Raw genomic sequence first — 18,749 nt, forward strand, 5'->3', positions numbered from 1 at the left:
GGCAAACGCCGCGCGAGTCTAGGGCGCCGGCCCATGCCCCCGCAGCGCACTTGCCCGGGGGGCCTCCTAGACTGCGCACGGCCCGATCCGGCTGCCTTCCCTGCCTGCCCTGCCCGCCCCACTGACCATGATCCCGCTGCCCGCCCTGCGCCTGCTGCCGGCCGCGGCCCCTGCCCGGGGGGCGGGGGCCTTGCGGCCGGGAGCCGGAGGGGGCGCGATGGGATGGGCGGCGGCAGGCCTGGCCGCGCTGGCGCTTGCGGCGGGGTTGGCGGGGGCAGCCACGGTCGATACCCCTGCCCAGGCGGCCCAGGCCGCCGATCCCGCCGGCCCGCCGCGCGTGCTGCGCTATGCCTTCCCGGTGGCCGAGACCGGCTTCGACCCGGCCCAGGTGGCGGACCTCTACAGCAAGACGGTGGTCGCCAACATCTTCGAGGCGCCGCTGGCCTACGACCCCCTGGCGCGGCCGGCCCGCCTGGTGCCGCAGACGGCGGCGGCCATGCCCGAGGTCTCGGCCGGGCACACGCGCTTCCTCGTCACGCTCCAGCCAGGCACCTTCTTCGCCGACGATCCGGCCTTCGGCGGCCGGCCGCGCGAGCTGCTGGCTGCCGACTATGTCTACGCGATCAAGCGGCACTACGACCCGCGCTGGAAGAGCCCCAGCCTCTTCCTGTTCGAGAACGCCGGCCTGCTGGGCCTGGACGCGCTGCGCGCCGAGGCGCTGAAGCCCGGCGGGCGCTTCGACTACGACCGGCCGGTCGAGGGCCTGCGCGTGCTCGATCGCTACCGCTTCGAAATCCGCCTGGCGCGGCCGGCGCCGCGCTTCCTCTACACCCTGGCCGACCCTTCGGTCAGCGGTGCGGTCGCGCGCGAGGTGGTCGAGCGCCATGGCGACGCGGTCATGGCCCATCCGGTCGGCACCGGGCCCTTCCGGCTGAGCGACTGGCGGCGCAGCTCGCGCATCGTGCTGACACGCAACCCCGGCTTCCGCGAGCAGCGCTGGGACGCGCAGCCAGCCGCCGACGATGCCGAGGGCCAGGCCCTGGCCGCCCGCCTGCGCGGCCGCCGCCTGCCGCTGCTGGACCGGGTGGAGATCAGCATCATCGAGGAGGCCCAGCCGCGCTGGCTGGCCTTCCTGAACGGCGAGCTCGACCTGCTGGAACGGCTGCCGCCCGAATTCGTGCCGCTGGCCCTGGCCGGCGAGCGCTTGGCCCCGCACCTGGCGCGGCAGGGCATCGGCCTGCAGCGCGCGCCGGCCGTGGACACCACCTTCGTCTACTTCAACATGGACGATCCGGTGGTCGGTGGCCTGGCCCCTGCGCAGGTGGCGCTGCGCCGCGCGATCGGCCTGGCCTACGACAGTGCGGCCGAGATCGCCCTGGTGCGCCAGGGCCAGGCCCAGCCGGCCCAGGGCCTGCTGCCGCCCGGCGTCAGCGGCCATGAGCCGGCCCTGCGCAGCGAGATGAGCCGCCACGACCCGGCCCGCGCGCAGGCCCTGCTCGACCTCTATGGCTGGCGCGACCGCGACGGCGACGGCTGGCGCGATCGGCCCGACGGCCGGCCGCTGCTGCTGCAGTTCGCGAGCCAGCCGGACAAGACCTCGCGCCTGATCCGCGAGCTGTGGAAGAAGCGGCTCGATGCCGTCGGCCTGCGGGTGGACTTCCGCATCGCGCAGTGGCCGGAGAACCTCAAGGCCTCGCGCGCCGGCAAGCTGATGATGTGGGGCGTGGCCTGGGGCGCGGCCACGCCGGATGGCGCCTACTTCCTGGACCTGCTCTACGGCCCGAATGCCGGCGAAGCCAATATGGCGCGCTTTCGCCTGCCGGCCTTCGATGCGCTGCAGGCCCGCATCGCCGTGCTGCCCGACGGCCCCGAACGCGCGGCCCTGATGCACGAGGCCCAGCGCCTGGCCGTGGCCTACCTGCCCTACAAGGCCAGCAGCCACCGCATCAACACGGCGCTGACACGGCCGGGGCTGATCGGCTACCGTCCACACCCGTTCGCCAGCGATTTCTGGCGCCATGTCGACCGCGAGCCGGACATCCCGCGATGAGCCCTGTCCTTCCCCCCGAGCCGATCCCCGTCCCCCAAGCCGCCGACCCGGGCCGGCGTGCCCTGCTGGGCCAGGCCGGCCAGGCCCTGGCGGCCCTGGCCCTGCCGGCCGGCGGCCTGGGCCTGTCGATGACGGGCTCCGCCTCGGCCCAGGCCCGGGCCGCCACCGAGAAGCTGCTGCGCCTGGCCTTCAATGCCGGGGAGACGGGCTTCGACCCGGTGCAGGTCTCGGACCTGTACTCGCACACCGTCTGCGCGCATGTGTTCGAAAGCCTCTACGGCTACGACCACCTGGCCCGGCCCTTCAAGGTCAAGCCGCGGACGGCCGAGGGCATGCCGGTGGCCGAGGACGACTTCAGGACCTGGACGGTACGCATCCGCCCCGGCATCTTCTTCGCCGAGGACGCCGCCTTCGGCGGCAAGCGCCGCGAGCTGACCGCGGCCGACTACGCCTACAGCTTCAAGCGCTACTTCGATCCGCGCTGGAAGAGCCCCGGCTATGCGAGCCTGAAGGAAGAGGGCGTGCTCGGCCTGGACGCGCTGCGCGAGCGCGCCCTGAAGGACAAGACGCCCTTCGACTACGACGCGCCGGTCGAGGGCCTGCGCGTGCTCGACCGCCATGTGCTGCAGTTCCGGCTGGCCGAGTCGCGGCCGCGCTTCCTCTACACCCTGGGCTTCTTCCCCGGCATGGCGCGCGAAGTGGTCGAGCGCTACGGCGAGGAGCTGAGCGCGCACCCGGTCGGCACCGGGCCCTTCGTGCTGGGGCGCTGGCGGCGCAGCTCGCTGATCGAGCTCAAGCGCAACCCGGGCTTCCGCGAGATGGTCTACGAGGCCGAGCCGAATGCCGACGACGCCGAGGGCCAGGCCATCCTGGCGGCGCTCAAGGGCAAGCGCCTGCCCATCGTCGACCGGGTCGAGATCAGCATCATCGAGGAGACCCAGCCGCGCTGGCTGGCCTTCCTGAACGGGCAGCTCGACCTGTCGGCCGTGCCCGGCGAGTTCATCGCCCAGGCCGTGCCCAACGGCGTGCTGGCGCCCAACCTGGCCAAGCGCGGCATGCGCATGCAGCGCAACATCGGTTCGGACGTGACGATGACCATGTTCAACATGGAGCATCCGCTGATCGGCGGCCTGGCGCCGGAGAAGGTCGCGCTGCGCCGCGCGATCGGCCTGGGCATCGACCTCAAGCGCGAGATCCAGATCGTGCGCCGCGGCCAGGCCGTGCCGGCCCAGGCCGGGCTGGCGCCCAACACCTACGGCTACGAGCAGCACCTCAAGACCGAGAACAGCGATTTCGACCCGGCCCGCGCGCAGGCCCTGCTCGACCTCTACGGCTACCGCCGCGGCAGCGACGGCTGGCGCCGCCAGCCCAATGGCCAGGCCCTGACGCTGGAGGTGGCCACCCAGAGCGACGCGATCTCGCGCCAGTTCGACGAGCTGTGGAAGAAGAACATGGACGCGCTGGGCCTGAAGACGGCCTTCCGCATCGGCCAGTGGCCCGAGCAGCTCAAGGCCGCGCGGGCCGGCAACCTGATGATCTGGGGCCTGGGCTCCAGCGCCAGCTCGCCCGACGGGCAGGACGCGCTGGAACGCGGCTTCGGCCCCGGCGCCGGCGGCAGCAACCTGGCGCGCTTCAAGCTGGACGCCTTCGACGAGGTCTTCCGCAAGATGGGTGCCCTGCCCGACGGCCCCGAGCGCCTGGCCCTGTTCCGCGAGGCCAACCGCCTGCTGCTGGCCTACATGCCCTACAAGTTCAATGTGCACCGCATCGCGACCGACCTCAGCCAGCCCTGGCTGACCGGCTACAAGCGGCCGACCTTCTGGCTGGACCAGTGGCAGCACCTGGACGTGGACATGGCGCGCCGCGGGGCGGCTGGCTGAGCCGACGGCAGGGAGCCGCCGGCCGCCTCCCTACAATCCGGCGTTTTTCCAGGTTTCGGAAGGTTTCCCATGTCGATGCACGACCGTGACGGCAAGATTTGGATGGACGGCCAGATGGTCGAGTGGCGCGACGCCAAGGTCCACGTCCTCACCCACACCTTGCACTACGGCTGCGGCGCCTTCGAGGGCGTGCGCGCCTACGACACGGTGAACGGCCCGGCGATCTTCCGCCTGCGCGAGCACACCGAGCGCCTGTTCAACAGCGCCAAGATCCTGCGCATGAAGGTGCCTTTCTCGATCGAGCAGGTCGAGCAGGCCCAGCTCGACGTGGTCAAGGCCAATGGCCTGAAGAGCGGCTACATCCGCCCGCTGGTCTGGCTGGGCTCGGAGAAGCTGGGCGTGAACCCGCGCGGCGCGCAGGTGCACCTGATGGTGGCAGCCTGGCACTGGGGCGCCTACCTGGGCGAGGAAGGCCTCAAGCGCGGCATCCGCGTCAAGACCAGCAGCTACACCCGCCACCACGTCAACATCACGATGACGCAGGCCAAGGCGGTGAGCAACTACACCAATTCCATCCTGGCCAACCTCGAGGCCACCGAGGACGGCTACGACGAGGCCCTGCTGCTCGACAGCGCCGGCTTCGTCAGCGAAGGCGCGGGCGAGAACCTCTTCGTGGTGAAGAACGGCGTGATCTACACGCCCGACCTGTCGGCCGGTGCCCTCAACGGCATCACCCGCAACACCATCTTCCACATCGCCAAGGACCTGGGCCTGGAGATCGTGCAGAAGCGCATCACGCGCGACGAGGTCTACATCGCCGACGAGGCCTTCTTCACCGGCACCGCCGCCGAAGTCACGCCGATCCGCGAGCTCGACCGCCTCGAGATCGGCATCGGCTCGCGCGGCCCCATCACCGAGAAGATCCAGTCGGCCTTCTTCGACATCGTGAACGGCCGCAACCCCAAGTACGCCGAGTGGCTGAGCCCGGTCTGAGCCCGGCCGCTTCCCTTCCCCTCCCCCCGTTCGAGACGCCCCGATGAGCACCGCCACCTCCACCGACCCGAAGGCCGTCGTCGAAGTCGGCGCGGCCGACCTGCACGGCCCCGGCGTCGTCTTCTGCCCGAACCCGAAGATGCCGCTGTGGAGCAACCATCCGCGCGTCTACCTGGACGTGGCCTCGACCGGCGAAGCGCGCTGCGCCTACTGCGGCACGGTCTACCGGTTGAAGGCCGGCGAGACGCTGCACGGCCACCACTGAGCGCGACGGCCACGCGATGGCGAGCACCGGCCAGCTGCTGAGCGTCAACGTCGCGGGCGCCGCACCGCTGCTGGCCGGCGGCCGCAGCGTGCTCAGCGGCATCCGCAAGCGCCCGATGGCGGACCGCGTGGCGGTTCAGCCCCTGGGCCTGGCGGGCGACGAGCAGGCCGATCTGTCCGTGCACGGCGGCCTGTCCAAGGCCGTCTACGCCTACCCGGCCGAGCACTACCCGCTGTGGCAGACGATGCGTGCCCAAGCCGGCGCCGCCGCTTGGGGCGAGGCCCTGCCGCACGGCGCCATGGGCGAGAATCTGACGATCACCGGCCTGCTGGAGGCCGAGGCCTGCATCGGCGACCTGCTGCGTTTCCCCGACTGCACGCTGGCGGTGAGCGAACCACGCCAGCCCTGCTTCAAGTTCGAGGCGGTGATGGGCTTCAAGCAGGCCGCCAAGATGATGGTGCAGTCCGGCACTTGCGGCTTCTACCTGGCCGTGCGCGAGCCCGGCACGATCGCCGCGGGCGAGAGCTTCGAGATCGTCCCCGGCCCGCGCCAGGTGACGATCCGCGAGCTCTTCCTCGCCGTGCGGATCAAGCACCGATGAGCCCGCTGCCGCGCCGCGCGGCCGCCCTGCTGCCGGGCCTCGCCCTGCTGCTCGGCCTGGCCGAGGCCGCCCAGGCCGGCCAGCTGCCGGCCCTGGCCGCCGACTGGCCGCGGGCCGATTGGCTGCTGCTCGGCGAGGAGCATGACGCCCTGGCGCATCAGCAGCTGTCGGCCGAGGTGGTCGATCGCCTGGCGGCGCAGGGCCGGCTGGCCGCGCTGGCGCTGGAGATGGTCGAAGCCGGCCGCAGCAGCTCCGGCCTGCCGCGCGAGGCGGACGAAGCCCGCGTGCGCGAAGCGCTGGCCTGGAACGATAAGGGCTGGCCCTGGACCCACTACGGCCGCATCGTGATGGCCGCCGTGCGCGCCGGCGTGCCGGTGCATGGCGCCAACCTGCCGCGCAGCCGCATGCGCGAGGCCATGGGCGATGCCACGCTCGACGGCCGGGTGCCCGAGGGCCTGCGCGCCCGGCTGCAGGACGATGTGCGCGCCCACCACTGCGACCTGCTGCCCTCCGCCCAGCTGCCGGGCATGACGCGCATCCAGATCGCCCGCGACCTGGCCATGGCCGACACCCTGGTCCGGCTGCGCGAGCCCGGCAAGGTCGTGCTGCTGGTGGCCGGCAACTACCACGTCGACCAGCGCCTCGGCGTGCCACTGCACCTGCCGCGCGACGGCCGGACGGAATCGGTCCGCATGGCGGCCGGCCAGCCGGCCGACGCCCTCCCCCCCGAAGGCTACGACCGGCTGTGGCCGACCCCGGCCCTCGACCGGCCGGCCGATCCCTGCGCCGAGCTGCGCGCCCCGCGCGGCTGAGGCCCGCCGCTTTCCGCCGGACCGCCCCGGTCCACCAGCGGGCGGCCCCCGCCCCCGCCTGCTTCCCTTTTTCTGGATCTCCACCATGCTGGCCTACCGACACGCCTTCCACGCCGGCAACCATGCCGATGTGCTGAAGCACCTGGTGCTCGTCCAGGTGCTCCAGTACATGAACCAGAAGCCGCGGCCCTACACCCTGATCGACACCCACGCCGGGGCCGGCGCCTACTCGCTGGGCAGTGCCGAGGCGCGCAAGAAGGGCGAGGCCGAACTCGGCATCCACCGCGTGCTGGCGCACAAGGCGCGGCACAAGCCGCCCGAGGCGGTCGAGCGCTACCTGGAGCTGCTGCAGGCCTTCAACCCCGGCGGCGGCCTGGGGCGCTACCCCGGCTCGCCGGAGATCGCGCGCATGCTGCTGCGCGAGGACGATCCGCTGATGCTCTATGAGCTGCATCCGACCGATGTCGAATCCCTGGCCCGCCACCAGATCGACCGCCGCCTGACCCGGGTGCACCGGGCCGACGGCTTCGCCGCGCCACGCGCCCACCTGCCGCCGCCCTCGCGCCGCGCGGTGCTGGTGATGGACCCGTCCTACGAGACCCGCGGTGATTACCCCAAGGTGCTGGCCGCCGTGCGCGAGACGCTGCAGCGCTTCCCGGAAACGGTGATCCTGGTCTGGTACCCGCAGGTGCAGCGGGTCGAGGCGGCCGAGCTGCCGCGGCGGCTGAAATCCGCCATCGAGGCCCTGGGCAAGGCCGGCGCGGGCGGCAAGCCCCTGGGCTGGCTGCATGCCCGGCTGACCGTGCAGGCGCCGGATGCCCAGGGCTTCGGCCTGGCCGGCAGCGGCGTCTTCCTGGTCAACCCGCCCTGGACCCTGCACGAGGCCCTGAAGACCAGCCTGCCCTGGCTGGCCGCCGCCCTGGCACAGACCGACACGCCGAGCTATGTCCTGGATCACCGGGCGGTCTGAGGCGGCTTCTGGGTCGCAACAAGGTGCTTTTTGACACATCCTGGGCGCTTTTGCCCCTGGGATCGGGGATGGTGCGAGGACGCGTGTGAAAGAAGAATGAGGGTGTCAGGCTACCTATGCCTTCATTTCTTCTCTCGCGGGGCACCTATGCTCAAACTTACGCCTCTGATTAGGCAATTGCTTGCGGGCTCAATCCTGCTGAGCTCAATGGGGCTTGCTCAGTCTGCAGTGGAGATCAGCAATGCTGCATCGGGTGGATATGGCATTGACCTTGATGCTTCGCTCAAAGGCGTTGTATTGAGCGAAACGTTGACCCTGAGCGTTGGAACGGGTGGCCCGCTCGGTGCATACAACGGTGCTGGGACCAGTCCCTACTCGGGTTCAACTGCACACAACGCGGTGACGCTGGTCGGATCGGCCACTGCATCGGGCTTGATCGCCCCGACCATCGCGTCGGTCATCAATTCGATCCTGCCTCTGAACGTATCACTTGGGGTCCCCGGCTTGACCACTTTCGTGGGCGGTGGCAATTTCCTCAGCCCGTCGCCCTTCCCGGGCTACCAGACGGTGTCGGGTTACGGCGCGATCGAGAACCTGAGCGTGAACGTGCTCGGTCTTCTCTCGCTGAATTTAGGCGTTCTGGAGTCAGAAGCCACAGTCGCCGTGAACACGACTTCGGCAACCTCACTCGGCAGCCTAACCGGCTTGGCTGATGCGAACATTGCGGGTCTGTCGCTGTCAGTGCTCGGGGTCAGCGTACCCATCAGCCTGAGCTTGGCGCCGAACACCACCCTAGCGCTTGGCCCGCTGAACCTGTCTCTGGGTGCCGGCCTCGCGGCCATTGATCTGGACGCGTATGTCAAGCTTGTACTCAACGAACAGCTGTTCTTCATTGACGACGACACCAGTGTTCTGACCAGCGGCTGTGCTGCTGCGACCTTTAGCTGCGGTGTCGCCACGAACGCCCTCCACCTCTCCGTCGATGTTGACGGCCTCGTTACGGCATTGGGCCTCACGGCGGCGGGAATAACTGGAGACATTGAGCTGATCATGGGGCACTCGTACGCCTACGCTAAGGCGGTGACGATTTCGGCACCTGTACCCGAGCCCTCGACCTACGCGTTGATGCTAGGCGGCATGGCTGTATTGATGGCGCTGTCCCGTAGGCGCAAGGTCAACGCTCGAACTTGAGTCAGTAGTGCAAGGGTGCGTTCGCGGCTGTTGATTCGCTCGCATTCCTATCGATTGATGAAAGCCCGCTGCAGCGGGCTTTTTTCTTGATGTTCGTTCGACCCCAGGAACTTGTTCGCTTGGCTCCCGTTCGCCAGTTCGCCATGCTGGGCCAGCGCCGTTTCGGGCCCTTCTTCTGGACCCAGTTCACCGGGGCGGCGAACGACAACCTGTTCAAGTTCGCCCTGACTGTGCTGCTGACCTACCGGCTGCAGCTCGACTGGCTGCCGCCGGCGATGGTCGGGCTGGTGATCGGGGCGCTCTTCATCCTGCCCTTCGTGCTGTTCTCGGCGACCAGCGGGCAGCTGGCCGACAAGTACGAGAAGGCTGCGCTGATGCGGCGGGTCAAGGATCTGGAGCTGCTGATCATGGCGCTGGCCGCCTGGGGCCTGCTGGCCCCGCAGCTCCCGCTGCTGCTGGCCTGCATCTTCCTGATGGGCCTGCATTCCACGCTGTTCGGCCCGGTCAAGTTCGCCTACCTGCCGCAGCACCTGAGTCCGCAGGAGCTGACCGGCGGCAATGGCATGGTCGAGATGGGCACCTTCGTCGCCATCCTGCTCGGCAACCTGGCCGGCGGCCTGCTGATCGACGGGCCGCAGGGGCCGTTGGCGGTGGCCGGGGCCTGCCTGGGCGTGGCGGCCCTGGGGCGCTGGAGCGCGCAGCGCGTGCCCCCGTCCCCCGCACCGGAACCCGGCCTGCGGATCCGCTGGAATCCGCTGACCGAAACCTGGCGCAATCTGCAGCAGGCGCGCAGCGACAAGGTGGTGTTCCGCTCGCTGCTCGGCATCTCCTGGATGTGGTTCTACGGTGCGGTGTTCCTGAGCCAGTTCCCCGCCTTCGCGAAGACGGTGCTGGGCGGTGACGCGGGCGTGGCCTCGCTGCTGCTGGTCGTGTTCTCGGTCGGCGTCGGCCTGGGCGCCCTGCTCTGCGAGCGCCTGAGCCGGCATCAGGTGGAGATTGGCCTGGTGCCGCTGGGGGCGGTCGGCATGAGCGCCTTCGGCATCGACCTCTACCTGGCCACCCGCGGGCTGAGCCCCGGCCCCCTGCAGGACCTGGCCGGCTTCCTGGCCCGGCCCGGCAGCGGGCGGGTGCTGGCCGACCTGGCCCTGCTGGCTGCGGCCGCCGGGCTCTACAGCGTGCCGATGTATGCCCTGATCCAGCTGCGTTCGCCACCCAGCCACCGCGCACGGATCATCGCGGCCAACAACATCCTGAACGCGCTGTTCATGATCGCCAGCAGCCTGCTCGGCGGCGCGCTGCTGGCGGCGGGGGCGAGCCTGCCGGAGGTCTTTCTCGCGACCGCGCTGCTGAATGCGCTGGTGGCCGGAGCGGTCTTCGTCTGGGTGCCGGACTACTTGCTGCGCCTGGCCGTGCTGGGGGCCGCGCGGGGGCTGCAGCGCCTGCAGGTCGACGGTGCGGAGCAGCTGCCCGCCACCGGCCCGGCCCTGCTGCGGGCCCCGGCGCTCGGCCCGCTGGGGCCGCTGCTGCTGCAGGCCCTGGGGCCGCGGCCGGTGCGCTGCCTGGTGGATGCGCGCTGGCTCGCGCGACCGCTGCTGGGTCGCCTGCTGCGCCAGGCCGGCGCCCTGGGCGGCACGGTGGTCGAGGGCCGGCTGCAGCTGGACGATGCACTGCAGGCCCGGGCGGCCCGGCTGCTGGCCGAGGGCGAGCTGCTGGCGGTGTTCGGGGCGGACGAGGCCGCCGACACCCTGCAGCGCGCGCACCAGGGCGCGCTGACATCGATGCGCCTGCTGCGGGAGACCCGGACCACCGACCGCGCCACGGGCTTGCGGCTGGGGGCGGTGCTCCGGCTGCGCCTCGAAATCCGCACGTCATCCGATCCGCGGGTCGGGCTGGCAGACTGAAGCCGACGCGTCCGACCCCCCTGCCCCCTGCCCATGGCCCTGCCCCTCTCGCCCGAAGCCCGCGCCCGCATCCTGCCCTTCGCGGCCTTCATGCTCGTGCTGGCCCTGCGCGGCCAGCTGCCCGAGGAGGGCCTGGTGGCCGGCCTGCCGGTGGCCACCGTCAGCGGCCTGCTCTACGGGGTTCAGGCCGGCCTGGCCGCGCTGCTGCTGGCCTGGGCCTGGCGCCACTACAGCGAGCTGCGCGGCCCGGCCGCCCGCATGGCGGCGCGGGACTGGGGCCTGGCCGTGGGGGTGGGCCTGGCGGTCTTCGGCCTCTGGATCGGCCTGGACGAACCCTGGATGCGACTCGGCGAGCCCAGCGCCGGCTTCCGCGCCCGCGATGCGGCCGGCGAGCTGCAATGGGGCCTGATCGCGCTGCGCTGGGCCGGCGCGGCCCTGGTGGTGCCACTGATGGAGGAACTGTTCTGGCGCGGCTACCTGATGCGCTGGATCGAGCGCGCCGACTTCCTGCAGGTCGAGGCGCGCACGGTCGGCGCGCGGGCCGTGCTGCTGTCGACCGGCGTCTTCACCCTGGCCCACACCGAATGGCTGGCCGCCGTGCTGGCCGGCCTTGCCTACGCACTGCTCTACCGCCAGACGGGCAAGCTGTGGACGGCCGTGGCCGCCCATGCGGTGACCAATGGCGTGCTCGGCCTCTGGGTGATCCGGCAGGGCGCCTGGCAGTACTGGTGAGCCGCGGCGGGCCTCAGTGCCCGTCGAAGCTGACGAGGGTGTGCAGCGCCAGGCCCTCGGCACGCAGCCGCGTGCTGCCGCCCAGCTCGGGCAGGTCGACGATGGCCGCGCCCTCGATGACCGTGGCGCCCAGGCGCTCCAGCAGCTTCTTGCCGGCGAGCATGGTGCCGCCGGTGGCGATCAGGTCGTCGACCAGCACGACGCGGTCGCCGGGCTTGACGGCATCGGTGTGCAGCTCGACGGTGGCCTCGCCGTATTCGAGCGCATAGGACTCCTCGACCGTGTCGAAGGGCAGCTTGCCCTTCTTGCGGATGGGCACGAAGCCGATGTTGAGCTCGTAGGCCAGCACCGCGCCGAGGATGAAGCCGCGCGCGTCGATGCCGGCGATCGCGTCCGGCCGCGCATCGAAGTAGCGGTGCACGAACTGGTCGATCAGCACGCGGAAGACGCGCGGGTTCTGCAGCAGCGGCGTGATGTCGCGGAACTGCACGCCCGGCTCGGGCCAGTCGGGCACGGTGCGGAGGGTCTGGCGGATCAGGTCGCGGTCGTCCATGGCGGGCTCGGGTGGGGCGGGGCCGCGCGGCGGGCGGCGGGAAACAGGGGGCGGCAGGCTCAGGCCTTGGAGAGCTTCTCCTCGGCCAGGGCCAAAGCCTCGGGCCGGCCCGACAGCACCAGGGTGTCGCCGCCGCCGAATTGCAGATCTTCCTGCGGCCGCAGCACCGCACCGCCCTGGCGGCGGAGGGAGACGATGGAGACACCCAGCACGGCCAGGCCGGCCGCCTCCAGCGGCTGGCCGGCCAGGCGGCTGGCCAGCGGCAGGCTGACGGTGGCCAGGCGGACCTGGCCCTGATCCTCGCTGCCCTCGTCGTCGGCGCCATGGAACCAGCCGCGCAGCAGGCCGTAGCGCGCCTCGCGCTGGGCCTGCACCAGGCGCAGCACGCGGCGCACCGGCACGCCGACCAGGGCGAGCACCTGCGAGGCCATCATCAGCGAGCCTTCGATGGCCTCGGGCACGACCTCGGTCGCGCCGGCAGCACGCAGCTTCTCCAGATCGGTGTCGTCGATGGTGCGAACGACCACGGGCACGCGCGGCGCATGCTCGCGCACGAGCTGCAGGATGCGCAGGGCCGAGGCGCTGTCGTGGTAGCTCACGACCACGGCCGTGGCGCGCGCAAGGCCGGCCGCCATCAGGCTCTGGAGCCGGGCGGCGTCGCCGAAGACCACGCTCTGGCCGGCCGCCGCGGCCTGGCGGACGCGGTCGGGGTCGAGGTCCAGCGCCATGTAGGGAATGGACTCGCTGTCGAGCATGCGCGCCAGGTTCTGGCCGCTGCGGCCGTAGCCGCAGATGATCACGTGGGCCTCGGTACGGATCGAGCGCTTGGCGATGGTGGTGAGCTGCACCGACTGCATCAGCCAGTCGCTGGCGGCCAGCTTCATCACGATGCGGTCGCTGCGCTGGACGATCAGCGGCGTGGCCAGCATGGACAAGACCATGGCCGCGAGCACCGGGCTTTCCAGCCGGGCCGGCATCAGGCCGGCCTGGGCCGCCAGGGCCAGCAGCACGAAGCCGAACTCGCCGGCCTGGGCCAGGTAGAGGCCGGTGCGCAGCGCGGTGCCGGGCGCCGCGCCGAAGGCCCGGGCCAGCAGGGTGACCAGGCCGAACTTGAAGAGCACCGGCAGCGTGGTCAGCAGGGCGACGATGGCCCAGTGCTCGGCCACCACCCGCCAGTCCAGCTTCATGCCGATGGTGATGAAGAAGAGGCCGAGCAGCACGTCGTGGAAGGGCCGGATGTCGGTCTCGACCTGGTGCTTGTATTCGGTCTCGGCGATCAGCATGCCGGCGACGAAGGCGCCCAGGGCCAGCGACAGGCCGGCATGCTCGGTCAGCCAGGCCAGGCCCAGGGTGACGAGCAGCAGGTTGAGGACGAACAGCTCCTCGCTGCGACGGCGGGCGACCATCGTCAGCCACCAGCGCATCACGCGCGGGCCGCCGACCAGCAGCAGACCCAGCAGCACGGCGGCCTTCAGGCCGGCCAGGCCCAGGGCGCGGACGAGGTCGTCGGCGCCCTCGGGGCCCAGCTCGCCCAGGGCCGGGATCAGCACCAGCAGCGGCACCACGGCCAGGTCCTGGAAGAGCAGCACGCCCATCACCCGCTTGCCGTGCTCGCTTTCCAGCTCAAGGCGCTCGGCCATCAGCTTGACGAGGATGGCGGTGGAGCTCATGGCCAGCGCCGCCCCCAGGGCCAGGGCATGCGACCAACCCAGGGTCCAGACCCGGCCCAGCGCGTGGGTCCAAATCCAGGCCAGGCCGGCATTGAGCAGCAGGGTGCCCAGCATGGTCAGGCCGACCTGCGACAGACCCAGGCCGAAGACCAGGGTGCGCATCGCCCGCAGCTTGGGCCGGTTGAACTCCAGCCCGATCACGAACATGAGGAAGACGACGCCGAACTCCGCCAGGTAGCGGATGCCGGCCGAATCCTTGGCCAGGGCCAGCGCATTCGGCCCGATCAGCACGCCCACCGCCAGGTAGCCCAGCATCGGCGGCAGCTTCAGCAGGCGGCAGGCCACCACGCCGAGCACGGCGGCCACCAGGTACAGCAGGGTCAGGTCGAGGGTGGAGGCCATGCAGCTCAGCAGGTCCGCGCAGCCGGCGCGGCGGGGGGCGGAGGGGCCGCGCGCTCGGCGGCCGGCGGCGGCAGCTCGCAAGAAGGGCGCCACCTAGAATGAGGCGATGCTACCGAACGATGATGCCCGCTCCGCACGCGCCGGAGATCGCGCCGCCGATGACGAGCGCGCTGTCCAGGCCGGCATGCGCGCGCTGGGCATCGAGGCCCAGGCCCTGCTGAGGCTGCAGGCTGGGCTCGGGGCACCGCCACAGGCCGGGGCTTTCGCGGCCGCCGTGGCCACCGTGCTGGCCTGCCACGGCCGGGTGGTGGTGATGGGCATGGGCAAGAGCGGCCATGTCGGCCGCAAGATCGCCGCGACCCTGGCCTCCACCGGCACGCCCGCCCTGTTCGTGCACCCGGCCGAGGCCAGCCATGGCGACCTGGGCATGGTGACGGCAGCCGATGTGGTGATTGCGATCAGCAACTCCGGCGAAAGCGACGAGCTGAACGTGATCCTGCCGGTGCTCAAGCGCCAGGGCGTGCCGCTGATCGCCATGAGCGGCCGGTCGGACTCGACGCTGGCCCGGCATGCCCGCATCGCCCTGTCGACCGCGGTCGAGCAGGAAGCCTGTCCGCTGAACCTGGCGCCGACGGCCAGCACCACCGCACAGATCGCCCTGGGCGACGCCCTGGCCGTCGCGCTGCTGGAGGCGCGCGGCTTCCGCGAGGAGGACTTCGCCCGCTCGCACCCCGGCGGCGCGCTGGGCCGCAAGCTGCTGCTGCATGTGCGCGACCTGATGCGGGCGGGCGAGGCCGTGCCGCGCGTCGCGCCGGACACGCCCTTCACCACCATGCTGCGCGAGATGAGCGCCAAGGGCCTGGGTTTCACCGCGGTGGTCGATGCGAGCGGCCAGCCGCTGGGCGTCTTCACCGACGGCGACCTGCGCCGCCTGATCGAGAGGGGCGGCGACTGGCGCGGCCACTGCGCCGAGCAGCTGATGCATGCCACGCCGCGGCGCATCCGCGACGACGCGCTGGCCGTCGAGGCGGCCGAGCTGATGGAGGCCCACCGCATCACCAGCCTGCTGGTCGTCGATGCCGGCGGCCTGCTGGTCGGTGCGATCAACACCAACGACCTGATGCGCGCCAAGGTCATCTGAGCCGCGGCGCCCACCCTGAGCTGTCCATGCCCACCGCGCCCCGCCCGCTCCGCCCCACCCTGCGCTTCGCGCCCGAACTGCTGCTGGCCGCCCAGGGCCCGACCGGCCGCCTGCGCGCGGCGATCTTCGACGTCGATGGCGTGCTGACCGACGGCAGCGTCTGGATCTCGGCCGAAGGCGAGACGATCAAGCCCTTTTCCGTCCTCGACGGCCACGGCCTGAAGCTGCTGGCGCGCGGCGGCATCGAACCGCTGATCGTGACGGGCCGCGACTCCGCCGCCGTCCGGCGCCGGGTGGCCGACCTCGGCCTGCAGCACGCCGTCTATGGCGCCGGCGACAAGCTGGCCGCCGCCGGGGCCCTGCTCGACCGCCTCGGCCTGGACTGGTCCGAGGTCGCCGCCATCGGCGACGACTGGCCCGACCTGCCGCTGCTGCTGCGGGCGGGCTTTGCCGCCTGCCCGCCCGGCGCCCATGCCGAGGTGCGTGCGGCCGTGCACCACATCACCACAGCCGAGGGCGGCCGGGGCGCAGGGCGCGAGTTCTGCGACCTGCTGCTGATGGCCGCCGGCCGCTACGCCGAGCTGCTTCAGGGCCATCTGACCACCCTGGACGGGACCCGGCCATGAAGCCGCCGCCGCGCAGCGGCGAGCCCGCTCCGGCCGACAGCGGCCTGGCCGACGAGGCCCCCTTCGCCGAACTGCGCCCGCTGGCCCCGCTGCGGCGCCGCGATGCGCGGGCTCCCGCAGCCGTCGGCCCCTGGCCGCTGCGGCTCTACGTGCGCGCCTGGGATGCCATGCTGGGCTCGCTGCCGGTGCTGCTGCTGGCCGTGCTCGCCGGACTGAGCTGGTGGCTGGTCCGGAGCACGCCCGAGCCCGAGGCCGACGCACCGGAACGCGCGCTGCGCCACGTGCCCGACTACACGATGCAGCACTTCGCGATGAGCGCCTACGGGGCCGATGGCCGACTGCAGCACCGCCTGGCCGGCGAGGCCTTGCGCCACTACCCGGACACCCAGACCCTGGAGATCGACGCGATCCGGATGGTCGGCTTCGACACCGGGGGCCAGCTGCTGCGCGGCCGGGCCGAACGCGGCTGGAGCCGGGAGGACGGCAGCGAATTGCGACTGAACGGCAAGGTGATCATCCAGCGTGAGCGCTTACTATCTTCAAACGCGCCTGCTGACGACCTGGGTGCAGGACGGCTCGAGTTTCTCGGCGAGCGCCTGGATGTCTTCCCCGAACGCAAGACCCTGCACAGCAGCCTGCCCGTGACCCTGCGCGACCGCCGCAGCGAGGTGCACGGCGGCAGCCTGGACTACGACCATGTGCAGCGGGTTGCGGTGCTTGCCGGGGGCGTGCGTGGCCGCTTCCTGCCGCCGGAGGACGCCAGCCGGCTCGCGCCGCTGGCGACGGATGCCGCCCCCCCGGCTTCGGCGGCATCCGCAGCCTTGCCATGAGCGACAGCCGACCGCTGGTCTGCATCACCGGCGCCTCGAGCGGCATCGGTCAGGCCCTGGCCCGGCGCTTCCATGCCGCCGGCTGGCGGCTGGCCCTGGTCGCGCGCCGGGCCGAAGCCCTCGAGACCTGGTGTCGCGCGGAGGGCTGGGCCCCGGCCGACTGGGCCGTGTTCGCCGCCGACGTGCGGCAGGAAGCCAGCATGATCGCCGCCGGCGAAGCCTGCCTGGCGCAGCTCGGCCTGCCGGATGTGGTGATCGCGAACGCTGGGATCAGCATCGGGGTGGACACGGCCATCGCGGCCGACCTGGCCGTCTTCCGTGCCACGCTGGAGACCAATCTGCTGGGCATGGCCGCCACCTTCCAACCCTTCCTCGGGCCGATGCGCGCACGCGGCCAGGGCTGTCTTGTCGGCATCGCCAGCGTGGCGGCGATCCGCGGCCTGCCCGGTCACGGCGCCTACTGCGCCAGCAAGGCCGGCGTGGTCGCCTACCTGGAAAGCCTGCGGGGCGAATGTCGCGGCCAGGGGCTGCAGGTGGTGACCCTGGTGCCGGGCTATGTGGCCACGCCGCTGACGGCGCGCAACCCCTACGGCATGCCCTTCCTGATGTCGGCCGAGGCCTTCGCAGGACAGGCCTTCCGGGCCATCGTCCGGGGCGACAGCTACCGGGTCATTCCCCGGCCGATGGGCGTGGTGGCCAAGCTGCTGCGCCTGTTGCCGAATCCGCTGTTCGACCGTCTGCTGGCGGGCCGCGGCCGCAAGCCACGCCAGACCGACTGAAGCGAACCGGGCGGCGACCGCGCAGACCGAAGGCGAGACGCCCATGAAAAACGGCGGCCGAGGCCGCCGTTGTCATGCGTCACGGGGCCGGGCGCTTGCCGCGCCGAACCCCGGCATCGGTGGATCAGTAACCGCCGCCACCGCCGTAGCCGCCGCGGCCACCGCCACCGTAGCCACCGCGACCGCCGCCACCTTCACCGCGGCCGCCGCCGCCGTAGCCGCCACCACCGCCGTAGCCGCCGCGGCCACCGCCGCCGCCTTCGCCCCGGCCGCCGCCGCCATAACCACCACCACCGCCGCCGCCGTAACCGCCGCCACCACCCCCACCGTAGCCGCCGCCACCGCCGCCTTCACGCGGGCCGCGGTTGAAACCGCCACCGCCGTAGGGGCCACGGAAGCCGCTGGGGCGCTCTTCACGGGGACGGGCCTCATTGACCACCAGCGGGCGACCCGACAGGGGCTGGCCGTTCATGCCTTGCACGGCCGACTGAGCTTCGGCATCGCTGCCCATCTCGACGAAACCGAAACCCTTGGAGCGACCGGTGTCGCGATCCATCATGACCTTGGCGGAGGTCACCGAACCGAACTGCGAGAACGCCTCGTGGAGTTCCTCGTCACGCACCGAGTAGGCCAGGTTGCCTACGTAAAGCTTGTTGCCCATGGAGAGCGCCTTTCAACCAACTTCAAACAATCATCTCGGTACCAGCCGGTACCCCTCGAGCCTGTGATGGAGCTATGACCTGTCGAGACCGCCACGCCGTTGTGAGAGGGGAGAAGAGAGGGCGCCCAATCCAAGCCGTCACATTATTGGAGCAAGGACGCGCTTTGGGCGAGCGATCTGCGCATGAAAGGCACACAAAGTGTTGTTTCGCGGGTGAGAAAAGCGATTCCCGGGCCGAGGTCGCGCATCTTCAGGGCTTTCCCTGGCCTTGAAAGGGGCTGGGAACTTGTCCCGGATGGGGCCGGTCTTGGGGCTGCGGCGCTTGTGGGGGCCGAGCCGGGCTCCTACGCTGGATCGGTGCGGGGCTTCAGGCTCCGGCACACCGGAGCGTCCCCCGAGGACGCCGTGCCTTCCACACCACCCGAGGAGACCTCCATGCTCAAGACGACGCTCGCCCTGCTGATGTCGATGGCTTTCGCCACCGGCGTCATGGCCCAGGCCAAGGAGACCGGCCGTGACTGGACCAAGATCGACACGAACAAGGATGGCTACATCTCGCCCGAAGAGATGGCCGCCTGGCTGAAAGCCAATCCCGGCCCGGCCAAGTGAATGCAGGCCTGATGCAATCAGGCCACGGCTGCCGCTGGCTCAGGGTTTGACCGGGTCGGCGGCTCCCATCGTCGCTCCTACAT

At 71.3% G+C, this 18,749-nt stretch carries 18 protein-coding genes; 15 read left to right on the forward strand and 3 right to left on the reverse strand.

Features of this window, described 5'->3' with window-relative positions; translation table 11 throughout:
* The first annotated feature begins 127 nt into the window (after positions 1 to 127).
* The 10 genes from H4F90_RS13155 (at position 128) to H4F90_RS13200 (ending at position 11,395) form a co-directional block, all read left to right on the forward strand.
* Positions 128 to 2,050: an ABC transporter substrate-binding protein gene (locus tag H4F90_RS13155; RefSeq protein ID WP_235972193.1), complete on the forward strand. Its 1,923-nt coding sequence runs from the start codon at positions 128 to 130 to the stop codon at positions 2,048 to 2,050.
* On the forward strand, positions 2,047 to 3,930 hold the full coding sequence (locus H4F90_RS13160) for an ABC transporter substrate-binding protein (RefSeq protein WP_235972194.1): 1,884 nt from the start codon (positions 2,047 to 2,049) through the stop codon (positions 3,928 to 3,930). Before H4F90_RS13155 ends, H4F90_RS13160 begins: the two co-directional genes overlap by 4 nt.
* A 69-nt stretch (positions 3,931 to 3,999) precedes the next feature.
* Positions 4,000 to 4,923, forward strand: coding sequence for a branched-chain amino acid transaminase (locus H4F90_RS13165; RefSeq protein WP_182665329.1), 924 nt, complete (start codon positions 4,000 to 4,002; stop codon positions 4,921 to 4,923).
* Between the two features lie 43 nt (positions 4,924 to 4,966).
* Positions 4,967 to 5,188 (forward strand): zinc-finger domain-containing protein, encoded by a 222-nt coding sequence (locus tag H4F90_RS13170; protein WP_182665331.1) that lies wholly within the window; start codon positions 4,967 to 4,969, stop codon positions 5,186 to 5,188.
* 16 nt (positions 5,189 to 5,204) lie between these two features.
* Positions 5,205 to 5,789, forward strand: a complete 585-nt coding sequence (locus tag H4F90_RS13175) for an MOSC domain-containing protein (RefSeq protein ID WP_182665333.1) — start codon at positions 5,205 to 5,207, stop codon at positions 5,787 to 5,789.
* Positions 5,786 to 6,601 carry a ChaN family lipoprotein gene (locus H4F90_RS13180; RefSeq protein ID WP_182665334.1) on the forward strand — a complete coding sequence of 272 codons (816 nt, stop codon included), beginning with the start codon at positions 5,786 to 5,788 and terminating at the stop codon, positions 6,599 to 6,601. Before H4F90_RS13175 ends, H4F90_RS13180 begins: the two co-directional genes overlap by 4 nt.
* Positions 6,602 to 6,686: 85 nt before the next feature.
* Complete coding sequence (locus H4F90_RS13185) at positions 6,687 to 7,571, forward strand: 23S rRNA (adenine(2030)-N(6))-methyltransferase RlmJ (RefSeq protein WP_182665337.1); 885 nt, start codon at positions 6,687 to 6,689, stop codon at positions 7,569 to 7,571.
* 228 nt (positions 7,572 to 7,799) lie between these two features.
* On the forward strand, positions 7,800 to 8,762 hold the full coding sequence (locus tag H4F90_RS15815; RefSeq protein WP_220486168.1) for a PEP-CTERM sorting domain-containing protein: 963 nt from the start codon (positions 7,800 to 7,802) through the stop codon (positions 8,760 to 8,762).
* A gap of 143 nt (positions 8,763 to 8,905) precedes the next feature.
* Positions 8,906 to 10,663 (forward strand): MFS transporter, encoded by a 1,758-nt coding sequence (locus H4F90_RS13195; protein WP_235972207.1) that lies wholly within the window; start codon positions 8,906 to 8,908, stop codon positions 10,661 to 10,663.
* 33 nt (positions 10,664 to 10,696) lie between these two features.
* Positions 10,697 to 11,395: a CAAX prenyl protease-related protein gene (locus H4F90_RS13200; protein WP_182665342.1), complete on the forward strand. Its 699-nt coding sequence runs from the start codon at positions 10,697 to 10,699 to the stop codon at positions 11,393 to 11,395.
* A gap of 13 nt (positions 11,396 to 11,408) precedes the next feature.
* Here the strand turns inward: H4F90_RS13200 and H4F90_RS13205 are convergent, their stop codons facing one another.
* Positions 11,409 to 11,948: an adenine phosphoribosyltransferase gene (locus tag H4F90_RS13205; protein WP_182665344.1), complete on the reverse strand. Its 540-nt coding sequence runs from the start codon at positions 11,946 to 11,948 to the stop codon at positions 11,409 to 11,411.
* 59 nt (positions 11,949 to 12,007) lie between these two features.
* Positions 12,008 to 14,020, reverse strand: coding sequence for a cation:proton antiporter domain-containing protein (locus H4F90_RS13210; protein WP_182665346.1), 2,013 nt, complete (start codon positions 14,018 to 14,020; stop codon positions 12,008 to 12,010).
* Positions 14,021 to 14,126: 106 nt separating this feature from the next.
* On the opposite strand from H4F90_RS13210, the gene H4F90_RS13215 reads away from it, so the two are divergent.
* Genes H4F90_RS13215 through H4F90_RS13230 form a run of 4 tightly spaced genes read left to right on the forward strand, consistent with a single transcriptional unit; the run spans position 14,127 to position 17,396 of the window.
* Positions 14,127 to 15,161: a KpsF/GutQ family sugar-phosphate isomerase gene (locus H4F90_RS13215; protein ID WP_328700935.1), complete on the forward strand. Its 1,035-nt coding sequence runs from the start codon at positions 14,127 to 14,129 to the stop codon at positions 15,159 to 15,161.
* A 26-nt stretch (positions 15,162 to 15,187) separates the two neighbouring features.
* Complete coding sequence (locus H4F90_RS13220; RefSeq protein ID WP_182665349.1) at positions 15,188 to 15,787, forward strand: KdsC family phosphatase; 600 nt, start codon at positions 15,188 to 15,190, stop codon at positions 15,785 to 15,787.
* Positions 15,784 to 16,617 carry an LPS export ABC transporter periplasmic protein LptC gene (lptC, locus tag H4F90_RS13225; protein ID WP_182665351.1) on the forward strand — a complete coding sequence of 278 codons (834 nt, stop codon included), beginning with the start codon at positions 15,784 to 15,786 and terminating at the stop codon, positions 16,615 to 16,617. Before H4F90_RS13220 ends, lptC begins: the two co-directional genes overlap by 4 nt.
* Complete coding sequence (locus tag H4F90_RS13230) at positions 16,614 to 17,396, forward strand: SDR family oxidoreductase (RefSeq protein WP_182665353.1); 783 nt, start codon at positions 16,614 to 16,616, stop codon at positions 17,394 to 17,396. The genes lptC and H4F90_RS13230 overlap by 4 nt, the downstream gene beginning before the upstream one ends.
* A gap of 124 nt (positions 17,397 to 17,520) precedes the next feature.
* Here the strand turns inward: H4F90_RS13230 and H4F90_RS13235 are convergent, their stop codons facing one another.
* Positions 17,521 to 18,057 carry an RNA recognition motif domain-containing protein gene (locus tag H4F90_RS13235; RefSeq protein ID WP_182665355.1) on the reverse strand — a complete coding sequence of 179 codons (537 nt, stop codon included), beginning with the start codon at positions 18,055 to 18,057 and terminating at the stop codon, positions 17,521 to 17,523.
* A gap of 435 nt (positions 18,058 to 18,492) precedes the next feature.
* On the opposite strand from H4F90_RS13235, the gene H4F90_RS13240 reads away from it, so the two are divergent.
* Positions 18,493 to 18,666 (forward strand): hypothetical protein, encoded by a 174-nt coding sequence (locus tag H4F90_RS13240; protein WP_182665357.1) that lies wholly within the window; start codon positions 18,493 to 18,495, stop codon positions 18,664 to 18,666.
* The last annotated feature ends 83 nt before the right edge of the window (positions 18,667 to 18,749 follow it).

This window comes from Aquariibacter albus, from assembly GCF_014145335.1.
Classification (GTDB): Bacteria; Pseudomonadota; Gammaproteobacteria; order Burkholderiales; family Burkholderiaceae_C; genus Aquariibacter; species Aquariibacter albus.